This is a genomic window from Streptomyces sp. PA03-1a (assembly GCF_033792805.1).
Taxonomy (GTDB): Bacteria; Actinomycetota; Actinomycetes; order Streptomycetales; family Streptomycetaceae; genus Actinacidiphila.
Genome location: NZ_JARAVO010000077.1, coordinates 22300 through 37014, shown reverse-complemented (window position 1 = coordinate 37014; position 14715 = coordinate 22300). Strand labels below are relative to the sequence as shown.

Sequence of the window (14715 nt, the reverse complement as noted above, 5' to 3'; positions counted from 1 at the left end):
GGGAGGGGCGGGTTGGTTTCCCTGTTGCTGCGAGTGCTGTGGGCCGCAAGGTTCCGGCCAGTTGTGTGTCCAAGTCGGTGGAGTTGTCCAGATGATGCGGCAGTTTGAGTTGTGCCGTGCGGCGTGTGGATACATTGGGGGTCTGCTGTTGGGGCGGGCCGGATGCGGGATCCGGCGAGGTTGAGGAGTTCTTGGTCATGGGGGAGTCCGGGTTCACGGAGCGCTGGTTGGAGACCGGCTCGGGGCCCGGTGCTGTGGTTCGGGCGCGTGTGGCGCAGGTGAACCAGGCGGTCCAGGCGGCGTACCGGGCATGGCTGGACCATGCCACCTCATGCCCCACGTGCCGGGATGGAGCTGCCCGCCAGTGCACGGTCGTGCAGCCGCTGTGGGACGCCTACCAAGCGGCGCAGCAGGCGGCCCAGTGACCGGATGCAGGGCAGAACCGGCATCCGGCTCGGGACCTGCTGCCGGATCCCGAATGGGGGGCGGAGGGCGGCGGATCCGGTTCGTCGCCGAAGGGGAACGACCCGTCGGAGTACCTGCCCATCTGGGTGCGGGGCTGGGCCATGCCACCAGAGTCGGTCGGGCCGTTCCTCACGGCGGTGGGCGGTAGCCCGGCCTCGGTGCGGTGGGACTTCAATGGGTGGCCCGGGGCCCCGGAGATCGGCCTGAGGATCGGAGGCACCAGGGGTGCGTTCGTGACGCTGTGCGTCAATGCGCGCGACCTCGAACTGGAGGAGCCCGCGACGGATCACACGGTTTTCGTGCACGTCAAGCAGATCGAGGCCGGGCGCGCGCCGTGGCTCGCAGCGCAGGCCGGGCTGCGGGTGATCGGTGATCTGGTGATGGCGCCCTACTGAGGACACCTCGCACACGGGCGGCGGGCCACCGCGGAATCGTCCGGCGGTGGCCCGCTGCGGAACGCGGATATCTCAGGCTCAGTTCCCCGCATTCGATTGCGGATGCCGCCGGTGTCCTTGGGGGGCTCGACCAGTTCATGGAATCCGAAGGGGGCGATCGCGTCCTGGCTGATCTCCCACAGGCCGCGCCAGAGCGAAACTCTGGACGTAGCTGTTGGTCTGGGGGCGAAGGGCATCAGGTATTCGGCCATGCCGAAGACGCGGCCACGGATCCTGGGGCCCAGCAGCCCGTCCGGTTACGTGGTGAGGACCGGGCGGGTGCTCCGCGCGACCTCGTCGGCGTTCACCGCCCTGTCCACGGCGGGGTCGCCCCACAGTTGGGCGATTCGGCCGGGGCACTTCGTCGCCGAGTGGCTGTCACTGAAGGGGTGCCCCTCCGGCTCCGCTCGCTCAACCCACTGACCGCCGTTAGATTTGTCATGTGGGTGACCTGCCTCCTGATCTGGATGCCTTGCACGTGATCCGCCTCTACCTGCAGCTACAGATTGACGCGGTCGACGCCAAGATCCGCGAGACCGAAGAGTCAGGTGAGCCCTCCGCGCCTACGCCAGCAGAACGCGAGGGCTCCTTTGCAGTCGGCTTTCGCCTCCAGCACGTACCCAGGGGCGGGACGCTCCGTGGTGTGGTCCACCGCGGTGACTGCCCGGACGCAGCCGGCGACTGGCTCACCCCGCGTGAGGTTGAGATTGCGTTCCGTATGCCCGACGTGACGCCCTGCCCACGCTGTCACGCGAGCTTGAACGACTCGTAGCCGGTGCGTCCAGTCCGGGTCAGTATCCGCGGGCGCCTCCCGTGGTCCCGCAGGACGGACGCGCAGGCTTCCTTCGGCTTCGCCGTCGACGGCGTCCTCCCCGCGGTCCGGCCCGGCGCCGACGTCTGGATCGCGGCAATGCTTGGGCGCATCTATCGCGACTGATCAAGAGGCGAATACTTTCTGTAGTTCTGGGACTGCTCAGCGATGCTGTGGTCGCGCGTGGGCACCAGGGTGCCGTCCACGATGAGGACCGTGCCCTTGCGGAATCGCTGTCGCTGCTTGAGGGCGAGCAACGGGCCGGTGTGATCGATGATCCGGTCGGCGGCGGACTTGGAGACGCCGAACAGCGGGGCCAGCTGGCGCGGAGTGAGGTTGGTCCGCCAGTACGCGGCCACCAGCAGTACACGCTGTGGTCAGCCGGTCGGTACGGTGCGGCGGGAGCGGATCAGCGCCCGGCGGCCGAGGAGGATGGCGATCAGTCCCAATGGGATGGCCGCGATGGCTCCGACGAGGCCGTTGCCGGTGCCGGGACCGCCGCTGGAAGTGGCCAGGTGCAGCACTGCCAGGATCGTGCCGGCCAGCCCCGTCGCCATGGCGGACATGGCGCCGGTGCGCGCGTTGCCGGGGCTGATCCGTGCGGCGGCACGGGAGAGGGCCAGCCAGCCGATGGCCACGCCGACCAGCCCCACCCCGAGGGCCAGGTTGGCCCCCGTCCGCCCATCGCCGATGACTCCGCCCTCGGCAGCCGCCATCAAGACGTCTGATGCGCTCATGTCTCTCCCCTTCTGCACGGCAATGTCAAGGTGTCGCTGTGCCTTGAGCATGTCTGCCGACCGCACCGCCGGTCGTCCCGCATGCGCAGTTACTTTGCGATGCCGCCGAAGCCGCAGACGCCTGCTGCGGATGTGGCAGAAAACCGTGCGGATACTGCAGGCGCGGTAGCGTCCCGCTCGTCCACGAGCGGGACTTGCCCGCAGCGACACCCGGTTAAGGTGCGCGCATGACCAAAGGACGGTTCGGCGTCCCGGCCGGTGTCGGAGACTGGGCGATCGCTCTCGGTGTGGCGGCCCTGCTGCTGAGCACCGGGCTGCCCAAGGCGCACCCCGGCACGAACCCCGACGTGATCGGCTACGCGCTGCTGCCGGCCGGCGGCCTCGCGCTGGCCGCGCGTCGCCGCGCTCCGCTGACCGTCCTGGTCATTACCGGGCTGTGTGCGGTGGGGTATCAGGCGGCAGGCTTTGACGCGCTCTCCGTCCCGTACCTGGTCGCGGTGTACGGCGCGGTGCGGGCCGGGCACCGCGCCGTCACGGTGGCGGCGTCCGTGACCATGCTGGTCGCTCTTCAGCTGACTGCCCTGGTCTTCCATGATGGGCCTGCGGGCGAGGCGTTGGCACAGGCCCGCCACGTCCTCGAGGTTGCCTGGTTGATCGCCGCGTTCGCCGCGGGGGAGGCGCTGCGGCAGGCCGAGCGACGGGCGGACGAAGCCGAGCGCACCCGGGAGGAGACCGCGCGGCGCCGTGCGGATGAGGAGCGCCTGCACATCGCGCGGGAGCTGCATGATTCGCTCACCCACCAGATCTCGATCATCAAGGTGCAGGCGGAAGTCGCCGTTCACGTCGCCCGCAGGCGAGGTGAACAGGTATCCGAGGCCCTGCTGGCCATCCAGGAAGCCGGACGTGAGGCGACCCGGGAACTGCGCGCCACCTTGGAGGCGCTGCGCGATGACGACACCACCCCGCCCCGCGGGCTCGACCACATCCCGGAGCTGGTGGAGCAGGCAAACAGGGCGGGCCTTGAGACGACGCTGACGATCGAGGGACGGCGGACCGACCTGCCGGCCGCGGTGGGCCGGACCGCCTACCGGATCGTTCAGGAGGCGCTGACCAACATCGCCCGGCACGCCTCCGCCGCGACCGCGTCGGTCCGCATCGACTACCGGGCCGACTCACTCGCCATCCAGGTCGATGACGACGGCAAGGCCACGCCGGACACAGTACCGAAGCACGGCCTGGGTCTGCTCGGCATGCGTGAACGCGTCACCGCCCTCGGCGGCCGGCTCCTCGCGCAGCCGCGCAGCGAGCGCGGCTTCACAGTCCAAGCCGAACTCCCCCTGGACCACACCTCATGATCCGTGTCCTGCTGGTCGACGACCAGCCGCTCATTCGCAGCGGATTCCGCGCACTCCTCGACCTCGAAGACGACATCGAGGTGGTGGCCGAGGCCGCCGACGGCGCGGAAGGCCTGGCACTGACCAAGCAGCACCTGCCCGACGTCGTGCTGATTGATATCCAGATGCCGGTCGTCGACGGCATCGAGGCCACCCGGCGCATCGCCACGGACCCGGCCCTGGCTCAGGTGCACGTGGTCATCCTCACCAACTACGGGATGGACGAGTACATCCTGGACGCGCTGCGTGCCGGCGCCGCCGGATTCCTCGTGAAGGACATCGTGCCGGACGACTTCGTGCACGCTGTGCGCGTCGCCGCCCGCGGTGACGCGCTGCTCGCGCCGTCCATCACCCGCAAGCTGATCAACCGATACGTTACCCAGCCGATCCCCGCCGTCGCCGACACCGGCTTGGCAGAATTGACCGGCCGCGAACGCGAGGCCGTCGTCCTGGTCGCGCAAGGGCTGTCCAACGATCAGATCGCCGACCGAATGGTGATCAGCCCGCTGACGGCAAAGACCCACATCAACCGGGCCATGACCAAGCTCCACGCCCGCGACCGCGCCCAACTCGTGGTAGTGGCCTACGAATCCGGCCTCATTGCTCCGCGCAACTCCTGACGTGGAGGAGAGCATCCGGGCGGCGGCCAAACGCTAACGGGCCGAACCACCAGACGGGTTACCAGCCGGGACGGGTGTCCCAGGGCGGTCCGCCGTGCTCGTAGCTCTGGCTTCCCGCCGGTGTCTGCCCGTTGTGCAGGTACGGAACGTCGGCCGTGCCTCCGGGGGAGCGGGCCTCGCGGATCCAGGAGTCGGCCAAGCTGGTGGCGGTGGAGACCGTCTGTGCCGGTCCAGGCTCCGGTGTCGGCGTGTGGACGGGTACCGAGAGACTGCCGTAGCGCTCCATGCGCTGCCAGCGCAGCCGCGATCCCGCGGTCGCGGTCACGACCGATTGGATGACCACGAGGTACATCAGTTGGCGGTAGACGAACTGCTGCAGGGGCAGGCTCCACAGCGGACGGGAGCTTTCGCCATCGAGGCGGAAGGCGTAGAAGCCCATCGCGGCCTGTAGGGCCAGGAACGCCAGCCACAGTCCGAGGATGCGGAACGGGTCGAGGAAGATCAGCCCGTATACGGCGAAGATGTCGACGACCGGTGCCAGCAGCGGTAGCAGGACCTGGAAGAGCAGCAGGTACACCAGGCCGCGTCGGCCCAGTTTGCCTGCCGCGCCGGACTGGACGAGGGCCCCCCGGTGCTTCCACATCGCCTGCAATGTTCCGTAGCACCAGCGGTAACGCTGCCGCCACAGCGCCCCGAGGGATGCGGGCGCCTCGGTCCAGGCGATCGCGTTCTCCTCATAGACCACCCGCCAGCCGTCCCGGCACAGTGCCATGGTCAGGTCGGTGTCCTCGGCGAGCGTGGCGTCACTGACGCCGCCGACCCGGAGCAGTGCTTCACGCCGGAACGCACCGACGGCGCCGGGGACGGTGGGCATGCACTCGGCGAGATCGAACAGCCGACGGTCGAGGTTGAAGCCGACGACGTACTCGATGTGCTGCCAACGGCCCAGCAGCCCCCCGCGGTTGATGACCTTGGCGTTGCCGGAGACGGCGCCCACCCGCGGGTCGGCGAGGGGTTGCACCAGCATGCGGACCGCATCGGGCTCGAAGACCGTGTCGCCGTCGACCATGACGAGCAGGTCGTGCGAGGCGGCGGCGATCCCGGTGTTCAGGGCTGCGGGTTTGCCGGCATTCGCCTGGCGGACGACGCGGACGTAGGGGAGACGCAGCGCTTCCACGAGGTCGGCCGTGCCGTCCGTGGAGCCGTCGTCCACCACGATGACCTCGACGGGGTGGTCGGAGGCGAGCAGCGAGCGGACCGCGGCCTCGATGCCTGCGCTCTCGTTGTAGGCGGGCACGATCACGCTGACGGGCGCGGTGACCGGGTGCCCCCACGCGGTGCCGCGCCGGCGGACGTGACGCCGGGCGGCGAACAGCACCGCACCGGCGCGCAACAGCGCGAGCGCTCCGGCCGCGTACAGCAGCCAGCCGAGAATGCGCAGCGCCCACGCACTGCCGTCGAGTGCCGCGATGAGTCCGAGGCCCAGCCAGTGGTCCTTGGCCGCGACCGGCTTGACGGCCGTCGGGACGTTCACGGCCGCACCGACGGTCGTCACGGTGAAACCGCGGGCAGCGAGCTTCGGCAACAGCCGGTCGAGGGCGGCGACGGTCTGGGCTCGGTCGCCGCCGCCGTCGTGCATGAGCAGGATCTGGCCGGCGGTCCCGTGAGGCAGGGAGTTGGACACGATCCGGTCCGCCCCCGGTCGCTGCCAGTCCTGGCTGTCGAGCGTGCTCAGTACGGTCAGGTAGCCGTCCGCTCCGGCCGCCCGGATCGCCTCCCAATCCTGGTTGTGCAGGGCTTCGTTGGTGGAGGAATACGGCGGGCGCAGGAGCGAGCTGGAGTTTCCGGTGGCTCCGGCCAGCATCAGCTGGGCCTCACGCAGCTCGAGCGAGCGCTGCCAGCGGGGGATGCCTGCGAGATCGGCGTGCGTGAAGGTGTGGACGCCGAGCTGATGCCCCTCGGAGAGGATGCGTCGGACCACGTCCGGGTGCGCGGCGGCCTGGGTGCCGACGACGAAGAAGGTGGCGTGGACGTGGTGGCGTCGCAACACGTCCAGGATCCTCGGCGTCCACGTCGGGTCAGGGCCGTCGTCGAAGGTGAGGGCGATGGTGTGCGGCCGGGGCCGGGCGGTGCGGGCTGGGGTTGCCGCGCTGTCGATCACCGGACCGCCGTGGGTGACGACGGCGGGCACGTGGTCGGAAGGGCCACCGGCCGATGCGGAGTCATCGCTGATTCCGAACATGTGCTGCGTGTAGCCCTGGATGAGCAGGGCCGCGCTGAGCGTCAGGACGAGCACCGTCAGCAGCAGCCAGTGGGTGCGCAGGGGCGTGTTGCGTGCGACTCCCCGACGGTCACCCCGCCTGCGAGAACGGGAGGTGGCGGCGCGGGTGTGGGCGTGCGACATCGGGGGACTCTCTTCGACGGCGGATCAGCTGCCCGGGTCAGGGGCGGCCGCCACCAGTGCTGTGGGCCGGGGCGGGGTGAGTGGCCGTGCTCTTGCCGTGAGTCGCCTGGGCAGCCGGTGGCGTCGTCGCGGCGGAGGGCTTGACGCTGGGCGCAGCGGCGGCCGGACGCGTGGTGACGGCCACCGCGGTCGCCGTGGCGGTGGGCGCCGGACGGGCATCGGCTGCGGTCGTGCTGGTCCCCGCACGGCTGGGTCGCGCGCTGCCCTGGCTGCTCCGCGGGGCTGGTGACCCCCGGCCGGGCCCGGAGACGCCGGGTTCCGAGACACCCGGGCGGTGGTCGGATTCGGGGAGCGGAAGATACGGCGCGGAGACCGTCGGACCCCCGAGTGCGGCGCTCAGCAGCAGGGCGACGTACGCGCCGGCGGGCACAGCCAGCAGCCAGCCGACTCGGCGCACCCGCCGTTGCCGCCGACCGGAGGGGTCGACGAAGACAGGTCGCGCGGCGGCGGTCTCGCGGGGCGCGCCGTGACGCGCCCGGGTTCGGGACGCCGCATCGGAACGGGGGCTGGTCTGCACGAACGCGGAGGATACAGCTAGGCCGACCGCACAGCGACCGTCCTATTATTTCCGGAAAGTCATACCCGAAAGGAGAGGGTCTCTGCGTTGCCGAGTTGCGGGTCGTACAGCCTCCCCGGACCATCTCCCGTCTGCTGTAACGCCCGACGCCTGCTACGGCGCCACCTGGACGCTGGTGCATCGTCTGGGCGCAGAGCCCTAATACCCCCAACGGCCACAAAAGTCGCGCTACCGCTGAATGACGATCCCCCCGGGAACTCCGGGGAGTTGCCACCGCCCTTGCCGCAGTGACACGGTTGCGAGCGGGGCTGTGGAGAGAACGACGGCGGCTTCACCGTACGTCGGCACCCCACCGTGCCCACAGCAGTGGCCCTGGACAGAGCACAGACAGGATCGTCGTGATCGTGCTCAACGCGCGTTCGACACCGCGGGCCCGCGCCATCTGGAGACCGCCAACGTCTGGCCGGTACGGCACCACCCGCAACCGCCCGAAGCCCGCTCGGACTGGTTCGCCATCTTCCACACCGCATCCCGGTCCTGGAAGGGCATCTTCCGCTTCGGTGGTCTGGGGCACGCGACCCAGATCCTCGACGTCGGTGCAGTGCGGATGACCGACCGGATGTGGGACGTGCTGCAAAGCACCCGGACCATAGTCCTCTGCGGAGGCCTGCGCGGTGACCCGACAGGGCCCGAAATCGGGACCGCCATCGGGCAGCGACGCATGCGCGCCGTCCTGAGTCAGGCACTGTTCGAGTGAGCGCCAGGCTGGACCGGCCAAAGAAGCCAGGCAAAAGCCTTGCATCAGCGCTCAGTCGGCGGTCGCTTCTCGCAATCGACCATGATCAATAAACAATGGTAGGCATTTCGTCACTCTTATGGGGGTATCGAATGGCGGTTCCCTTCCGCCCCGCTCAGTCTGGTGGTCGTGCGTTCGATTCGTTGCGAATGCGCGAGCCACTCAAGGAGGTCGAACCATGACCCGCACCAAGATCCTCGCTCTGGTCGCCGCCCCCGCGCTGGCTCTTGGCCTGGCGTCCCCTGCGCTGGCTGTGGAAGTGACCGCCTCGTCCCCCGACACCGTGAACAGTCCGGTCGGGTCGATTGCGGCCAACCAAAGCAAGACCGTCACTGTCACCTGCCCTGCGGGCACCAATGCCATCAGCGGTGGCTGGAAGGTGTCCTCCGCCAGCATCGACGTGACGGACAACCGTGCGATGAGCGCCACACAGTGGCAGATCACATTCCAGAACGAGTCGAAGAACTCAGGCACTGTGCAGGTCTTCGCCCGTTGCGTGGCCTGATGGCGAGTGCTCGCCAGGGCAGGCTGGTCCGTTCACCGCACCGCCAGGCGCGGTGAACGGGAAGGCCGAGCAGCCCCAAGCGCCGTAACCGGCTGACAGCGAAGGACGACGAGGACGCTGCGGACGGATATGGACGGCTGTATTGCTCTGGACGGCACAAGGCCCAGGCCGGGAAGCCATCCTCCGGCCTGGGCCTTTCCTTCTGGAGCGCGTGACGAGAATCGTTGCGAGCGTGAGGACAACAAGGTTCCTCAGTCGGAGGTCGCGCGGGGCTGGGAGGGATAGACGGATCGGTCAGGCGCCGATCGGCTGACCGAGCTGGGTGACCAGGTCCGCTGTCGTGCTTCCGGCCGCGGCGATCGCCGCGGGAACCGCCGCTGCCCTCATCTGCTGCCAGACCCATCACCTCAGGCCGTGTCCGGTGCCCGGCCTTCCTGTGAGGCGGCGACCAGCTCCCCTCGATCACTTCGACTTCATCGATGAGGAGTTGAGCCGAGGCCATGCCGCCGTGCTGCTTGGCGCGCAGGGCCTGGAGAGCCGGAGGCCACCTCGTCATCCAGGCGGCGCCGGCGCTGGCAAGACCACCGCCCTCACCCAGCTCGCCACCAGCACCCCACGGCGCGGCCTGTCCCATCGCGTTCAACCGGTCGATCGCCCAGGACGCTGCGATCCGCTTCACTCCGCGCAGGCGATCTACGGCTGGCGCGGTGCCAAGGACGTCATGACCGGCTTCAACGGCACCGCCCGGTCCCTGATCCAGTCCCTTCGCTTCGGCCCGCAGTTGGCGGTGGAGGCCAACCGATGGCTGGCGATCGCCGGCGCCCCGATCCGCCTGCAGGGCACCGACACCATCCCCACCGAAGGCAACCGAGCGTCCTGTACGGACTGTTCCCGCAGCTCAACCCGAACCAGTGACGAAGGGCCCGGGTCACCTCGGTGACCCGGGCCCTTCGACTTGTCGCATACGGAGACGGCGGCGCGCTCCCGCGCGGGCGGGTCTCGCCTCCGCTCCCGGTTTTCCGGACGCGGAGCGTCATGCGGCAGCCGCCCCTGCGTTCCGGTTCCGCCGCACCCCGGGCCGTAGTGAGTGGTGCCCGGAGGTCACCTGGTGAGGTGGACGGTCAGCCTGGCATGTGAGGAGTCGATGTTGACGCCGTCCATATAGCCACGGGCGTCGCGGTAGGCGCCGGTACCGCCGGTGATCGCGAGCGTGAACCTGGTCGGGAAGCTGACGATGAAAGGGGCGAAGCCTTGCAGGGTGATGTCACCCTGGGCCAGGCGGAGGGTGGATTCGCACTGCCGCAGACTCTTCTGGAGGCTGACGACGGTGCAGACGAAGCCGCCTGTGCCCACCTTGCGACCGTTCTGGAAGAAGTCCGAAAAGCCGATGGCCTCGTCACCGAGGCTCATGCCCGGGCCACCCAAGTCGATGGCGGCGAATTCCCTCACGGAGTCGTCCAATTTGATGACCTTCTCGCCGTCACCATGTGGGCCGGGGTCGCGGTCCGGGGAGGTGGCCTGCGCGAGCGGTCCGTAGGCGAGGACCGCGGCGAGCGCCGTGGCCGCGACCGGCGCCATTGCCGTGAAACGACGCATCGTGCGTCTCCTTCGAGCTCGATGGAGTGACAAGCGGCAATTAATCCCACTTATCGCTTCATTCATGGCTCAATCGGAAGCCCGATACATCAGGCGCGCATGGGCTGAGCAGAAAGACGACCCGATCGGACGCGGGGCCCGATTCGCGTCGGATCCTGACATACCCGTCTGTAGTACGGTATGTCGTCCGTCGAGGATCTCGGTGCGCACCAGGTACGGGGTCGAGGGTGTCGCGGTCCAGGGCCGTACGGCTACGGAATGAAGATCATCGCGGCGGCGATGAGCAGGTCGACGACGAAGCACCACTCCGCCCACGCCCGGGGGACAACCGCCTTGGTGCGGTGGTGGAGCAGATCCCAGGCGGCGTGCCCGAGCCAGCCGGTTGCCAGGACGTACCAGCCGAGGCCGTGATCCATTGCCAGCGCCACCATGGCCAGGGCACCGAAGCCGAGCAGCCCTGCCGTCTGGAGCACCAGCGCGCCTGCCGTGCGGAGCTCCCCGCGCAGCGCACCGAAGATCAGGTAGCAGACCGGCATGACGACGAGGAGCCACGCCAGGAACTCCAGAGCCGGGAGCCGCGCCACCACGCACTGGCGGTTCGCATCCCAGCTTGCCGCACGACACCCGAAGATCACCGTGGATTCCGACCCCATCTACATCCGCGACCGGAACGTCTATACGGCGGCGGGCATCACCAGTGCCCTGGATCTCACGCTTGCCTTTATCGAGGAGGATCACGGTGCCGAGCTGGCTCGCCGAGTGGCGCGCGACCTGGTCACCTACCTGCAGCGGCCGGGAAACCAGGCACAGATGAGCCTGTTCACCGCCTCCCCGCCGCCCAGGGACGACGTGGTCCGACAGCTCGTCGAGCACATAACGAGCCATCCGGACCACGACCTGAAGGTGACCGCCTTGGCGGCCCGCGCAGGTGTGACCACGCGCCACCTCACCCGGTTGTTCGTGGAACACCTCGAGCAGTCGCCGGCCCGGTTCGTACGCAAGGCCCGCACCGAGGCGGCCGCTCACCTGCTCTCGTCCACCGTGCTTCCGCTGGCAGGCGTGGCCACGCGGTGCGGGTTCGGTTCCACCGAGACGCTGCGCCAGGCTTTCACCAGCCGATACGGAGTCACCTCATCGTTCACAGCTCCTCTCCGCCGCCGGCCCGCCGGCCCGCCCGCCGGGTGGATCCGGAACTGGACCGACCAGCTCGGCGGCACCGTCACCTCGGACCCGACGATCGACGGGGGCTACGAGCGCGATCGCCGGACATCCACCGGCGGCCGCTGACCGAGGGGGCGGCTTCCGTGGGTGCTGGTTGGGGACAACTGGATGAGAAGCGGTGCGGGGACGGAAGCCGTCCGGGACGCCGTCCAGATGCGTACACGCTGCCATCTGGGGCCGATTCTGGAACTGCCGGCGAGTTTTCGCGGAGGGCCGCCGGTGTCACGCCCCGCCGCCGGGCTCGGGTACCCGGGTGCCCGGCGGTGTGAAGGCGGCGAGCACCGTGGCCGTGATGTGGCCGGCCGCACGGTCGGGGTTCAGACGGCCGGCGCGGATCTCTTCCGTCGCGCTGTGCATGACCGCCTGCAGGACATTGACCAGCCATGCGATGGGCAGGTCCGTACGGAAGGCCCCCTCGGCCCGTCCGCGGGCAACCAGCGCCTCGACCCGGGCGGCGGGCCCGGCGTGCAACTCCCGGATACGTCCCGCGGGAAGCTCCCGCTGGGCGGCGGCGAGCAGCGCCTGGGCCTGGTCCACCAGGTGCCAGCCGGCCTCGATGTAGCGCTCCAGGGCGAGCAGCGGATCACCGGTCAGGTCGACCGCGTCCAGCACCTCGTTGCCCCGGTCGAGGGCGCGGCTCATCGCCGCATCGACGACCTCCGCCCGGGAGGCGAAGTGCGCGTACAGCGTCACCCGGCCCACACCCGCGGCCCGCGCGATCTCGCTCAGGCTCGCGTCCGGGTTTCGCCCGAGGCATTCGGCCGCGGCCTGCACGATCGCCTCGATGCTGCGCAGAGCGTCGGCGCGCTTGGTGGTGCTCTTGCTGCTCATGCGCCCACCGTACCCCAGAACTCAAACAACCCTGTTTGGTTTGGACCCCTCACGTGTATAACCTGAACATCGCTGTACGGCTTAGTGATGAGGGGTTGAGCGTCATGAGAGACACGGAAACCACCACCAACGCACCGCAGACGCCGCACCCGATGCGCTGGCCGGCCCTGGGCCTGCTGGGCCTGGCCCAGTTGATGCTGATCCTCGACATCACCGTCGTCGCGATCGCACTTCCACACATGGGCGCCGAACTCGGCCTGGACCGCACGGCGCTGACCTGGGTGGTCAGCGGATACGCCCTCACCTTCGGCAGCCTGATGCTGCTCGGCGGACGGGCCGCCGACCTGTTCGGCCCCAAGCGGGTCGTCCTGGCCGGCCTTGCCATCTTCACCGCCGCATCCCTGGCCGCCGGACTCGCCACTGGCGCCCCGCTGCTGCTCACCGCCCGGATCGCCCAGGGGGCGGGCGCCGCGATGCTGTCGCCTGCCGCTCTGTCCGTGGTGGTACGGCTGTTCGCCGGCGACGAACGCAACCGCGCGCTGGGCATCTGGTCGGCACTCGGTGGCGGGGGAGCCGCCCTCGGCGTGCTGATGGGCGGACTGATCACCGCAGGCCCTGGCTGGGCCTGGGTCTTCTTCGTCAACGTCCCCGTCGGCCTGATCGTCTTCGTCTTGCTCGCCCGGCTCCTGCCCCACCTGCCCCGCGCGGCCACCGGCCCGCTCGACATACCCGGCGCCGCCCTGGTGGCCGCCGCGACCGGCGCCCTCATCTACGCCCTCATTCGTGCCGGCGACCACGGCTGGGTCAACGCCGCCACCGTCCTCCTCATCGCCGCCGCAGCAGCCGCCTACGCCGCCTTCGCCACCTGGCAACGCCGGGCAGGCGCACCGCTGATGGACCTGCGCCTGCTCGGCCGGCGCCCGGTCGTGGCGGGCACCTTCGTGATCGCCGTCGCCACCGCGCTGATGGTGGGGGTCTTCTTCCTCGGCTCCTTCTACCTCCAGGACCGCCAAGGCCACGGCGCCCTGATGACCGGCGTGCTGTTCCTGCCGGTGGCACTGCTGACCATGGCCGCCGCCACCGTCGCCGGCACCCTGATCGGCCGGATGGGAGCACGACTGCTGGCTGTGGCCGCCCTGGCCGTGGCGGCGGCCGGGTTCCTCGTACCGGTGCTCTGGTCCGGGACCACCGCGATGGTCACCGGGGTGAGCGTGGCCGCGGCCGGTCTGGGTGCGCTGTTCGTCGTCGCCTCCTCCACCGCGCTCGCCAGCGTCGCACCCCACGAGGCCGGGGTCACGTCAGGCATCGTCAGCACCTTCCACGAGTTCGGCGCCTCGGTCGGAGCCGCGGCCGCCTCCACCGCCGCCGCCACGAGCATCGCCGTCCGCACCGGCGTGCAAGCCGCCTCCGGCTTCGACAACGCGTTCCTCGCCGCCACCGGCATGGCCGCAGCCTCCGCCGTCATCGCCCTGTGGCTGATCCCAGCCAAGAACCAGTAGGCCAAAGCCGACACCCGCCCGCACCAGAAAGGAGACCAGCGTGTACGACCCTTACGAGCTGAGCCCGGGTGTGCCCTCCGTCGAGGTCTTCCGCCGGCTGCGCACCGAGGCCGGCCTCTCGGACAAAGCCCCAGAGGCGGTTGAGCTTGCCCTGCCCAACACCTGGTACGGCGTACTCGTCCACCACGAGGAGCAGCCCATCGGCATGGGCCGCATCATCGGTGACGGCGGCACCGCGTTCCAGATCGTCGATGTCTGCGTTCACCCCGAACACCAAGGACGTGGCCTCGGCAGGCGCATCATGGCCGCTCTCACCGACGAACTGGATCGCCGGGCCCCCGCCACCGCCTACGTCTCGCTGATCGCGGACGGCCCCACCCGCCACCTCTACGAAAAGTTCGGCTTCGCCGCCACCACCACGCACGACTCCATCGGCATGTACCGGGTGATGGGCAATGCCGCTGCGCCCAGAAGAGCACAGCCGAAACCGTAGCCGCGCAGGTGCAAGGCACGTCGCCGAGAGCCTCCACTTCCTTCGCGAACCCCGCGGTCACCATCGGCCGCGCGTTCTCCGACCTACGCGGGCATCGCTCCCGGCTGGGTGCTTCATCGCCATGCAGATCGTCGTCGTCGGCCTGACCCTGCTCGCGCTGATCTTCGCCCGACCTGAGCAATCTCGCCGGCGCACGCGGTGGTCACCGGTGCGGATGCGTTGTGGGGCCCGAATGTCCCGGGCCCCACAACGTTTCGTACGACCGATCAGCAAAGCCGATACGCGCTACGTCGTGGGCGCGCGTCTCACCGACGCCGTGTGCTCACCATCAC

At 69.5% G+C, this 14715-nt stretch carries 14 protein-coding genes and 2 pseudogenes; 9 read left to right on the top strand and 7 right to left on the bottom strand.

Annotated features, from left to right (window positions below):
* On the bottom strand, positions 1–199 hold a 199-nt coding region (locus tag PV341_RS19100; RefSeq protein ID WP_500358484.1), incomplete at its 3' end, for a hypothetical protein.
* Positions 200–698: 499 nt separating this feature from the next.
* On the opposite strand from PV341_RS19100, the gene PV341_RS19095 reads away from it, so the two are divergent.
* Positions 699–860 (top strand): hypothetical protein, encoded by a 162-nt coding sequence (locus PV341_RS19095; RefSeq protein WP_500328282.1) that lies wholly within the window; start codon positions 699–701, stop codon positions 858–860.
* A 993-nt stretch (positions 861–1853) separates the two neighbouring features.
* On the opposite strand, the pseudogene PV341_RS19090 reads toward PV341_RS19095, so the two are convergent.
* Both PV341_RS19090 and PV341_RS19085 read right to left on the bottom strand, forming a co-directional pair.
* A pseudogene (locus tag PV341_RS19090) lies at positions 1854–2081 on the bottom strand (helix-turn-helix domain-containing protein); the annotation flags it as partial.
* A 6-nt stretch (positions 2082–2087) separates the two neighbouring features.
* On the bottom strand, positions 2088–2447 hold the full coding sequence (locus PV341_RS19085; RefSeq protein WP_500328281.1) for a DUF6223 family protein: 360 nt from the start codon (positions 2445–2447) through the stop codon (positions 2088–2090).
* Positions 2448–2674: 227 nt separating this feature from the next.
* Here PV341_RS19085 and PV341_RS19080 point away from each other — a divergent pair, with 227 nt between their 5' ends.
* Together PV341_RS19080 and PV341_RS19075 are read left to right on the top strand one after the other, a co-directional pair.
* Complete coding sequence (locus PV341_RS19080) at positions 2675–3802, top strand: sensor histidine kinase (protein ID WP_500358482.1); 1128 nt, start codon at positions 2675–2677, stop codon at positions 3800–3802.
* Positions 3799–4461 (top strand): response regulator, encoded by a 663-nt coding sequence (locus tag PV341_RS19075; protein WP_500358481.1) that lies wholly within the window; start codon positions 3799–3801, stop codon positions 4459–4461. The genes PV341_RS19080 and PV341_RS19075 overlap by 4 nt, the downstream gene beginning before the upstream one ends.
* 58 nt (positions 4462–4519) lie before the next feature.
* Here the strand turns inward: PV341_RS19075 and PV341_RS19070 are convergent, their stop codons facing one another.
* Positions 4520–6865: a bifunctional polysaccharide deacetylase/glycosyltransferase family 2 protein gene (locus PV341_RS19070; RefSeq protein WP_500328276.1), complete on the bottom strand. Its 2346-nt coding sequence runs from the start codon at positions 6863–6865 to the stop codon at positions 4520–4522.
* An 887-nt stretch (positions 6866–7752) separates the two neighbouring features.
* On the opposite strand from PV341_RS19070, the gene PV341_RS19065 reads away from it, so the two are divergent.
* From PV341_RS19065 to PV341_RS19055, 3 genes and pseudogenes are all read left to right on the top strand, one after another.
* Positions 7753–8199 (top strand): hypothetical protein, encoded by a 447-nt coding sequence (locus PV341_RS19065; RefSeq protein WP_500328274.1) that lies wholly within the window; start codon positions 7753–7755, stop codon positions 8197–8199.
* 217 nt (positions 8200–8416) lie between these two features.
* The gene (locus PV341_RS19060; RefSeq protein WP_500328273.1) at positions 8417–8743 is read left to right on the top strand and encodes a hypothetical protein; all 327 of its coding nucleotides are present in this window, start codon (positions 8417–8419) and stop codon (positions 8741–8743) included.
* 679 nt (positions 8744–9422) lie between these two features.
* Positions 9423–9605: pseudogene (locus PV341_RS19055) on the top strand (DNA helicase); the annotation flags it as partial.
* 239 nt (positions 9606–9844) lie between these two features.
* On the opposite strand, the gene PV341_RS19050 reads toward PV341_RS19055, so the two are convergent.
* Both PV341_RS19050 and PV341_RS19045 read right to left on the bottom strand, forming a co-directional pair.
* Positions 9845–10339 (bottom strand): allene oxide cyclase barrel-like domain-containing protein, encoded by a 495-nt coding sequence (locus PV341_RS19050; RefSeq protein ID WP_500358479.1) that lies wholly within the window; start codon positions 10337–10339, stop codon positions 9845–9847.
* 251 nt (positions 10340–10590) lie between these two features.
* Positions 10591–10926 carry a hypothetical protein gene (locus PV341_RS19045; protein ID WP_500358477.1) on the bottom strand — a complete coding sequence of 112 codons (336 nt, stop codon included), beginning with the start codon at positions 10924–10926 and terminating at the stop codon, positions 10591–10593.
* 49 nt (positions 10927–10975) lie between these two features.
* Between PV341_RS19045 and PV341_RS19040 the strand changes: the two genes are divergently transcribed.
* Positions 10976–11626 carry a GlxA family transcriptional regulator gene (locus PV341_RS19040; protein WP_500328270.1) on the top strand — a complete coding sequence of 217 codons (651 nt, stop codon included), beginning with the start codon at positions 10976–10978 and terminating at the stop codon, positions 11624–11626.
* Between the two features lie 156 nt (positions 11627–11782).
* Here PV341_RS19040 and PV341_RS19035 read toward each other — a convergent pair whose 3' ends face one another.
* The gene (locus PV341_RS19035; protein ID WP_500328269.1) at positions 11783–12391 is read right to left on the bottom strand and encodes a TetR/AcrR family transcriptional regulator; all 609 of its coding nucleotides are present in this window, start codon (positions 12389–12391) and stop codon (positions 11783–11785) included.
* Between the two features lie 104 nt (positions 12392–12495).
* Between PV341_RS19035 and PV341_RS19030 the strand changes: the two genes are divergently transcribed.
* Both PV341_RS19030 and PV341_RS19025 read left to right on the top strand, forming a co-directional pair.
* Positions 12496–13890 carry an MFS transporter gene (locus PV341_RS19030; protein WP_500358475.1) on the top strand — a complete coding sequence of 465 codons (1395 nt, stop codon included), beginning with the start codon at positions 12496–12498 and terminating at the stop codon, positions 13888–13890.
* Between the two features lie 40 nt (positions 13891–13930).
* Entirely contained in the window at positions 13931–14383 is a 453-nt protein-coding gene (locus PV341_RS19025) for a GNAT family N-acetyltransferase (RefSeq protein WP_500358474.1), read from the top strand.
* The last annotated feature ends 332 nt before the right edge of the window (positions 14384–14715 follow it).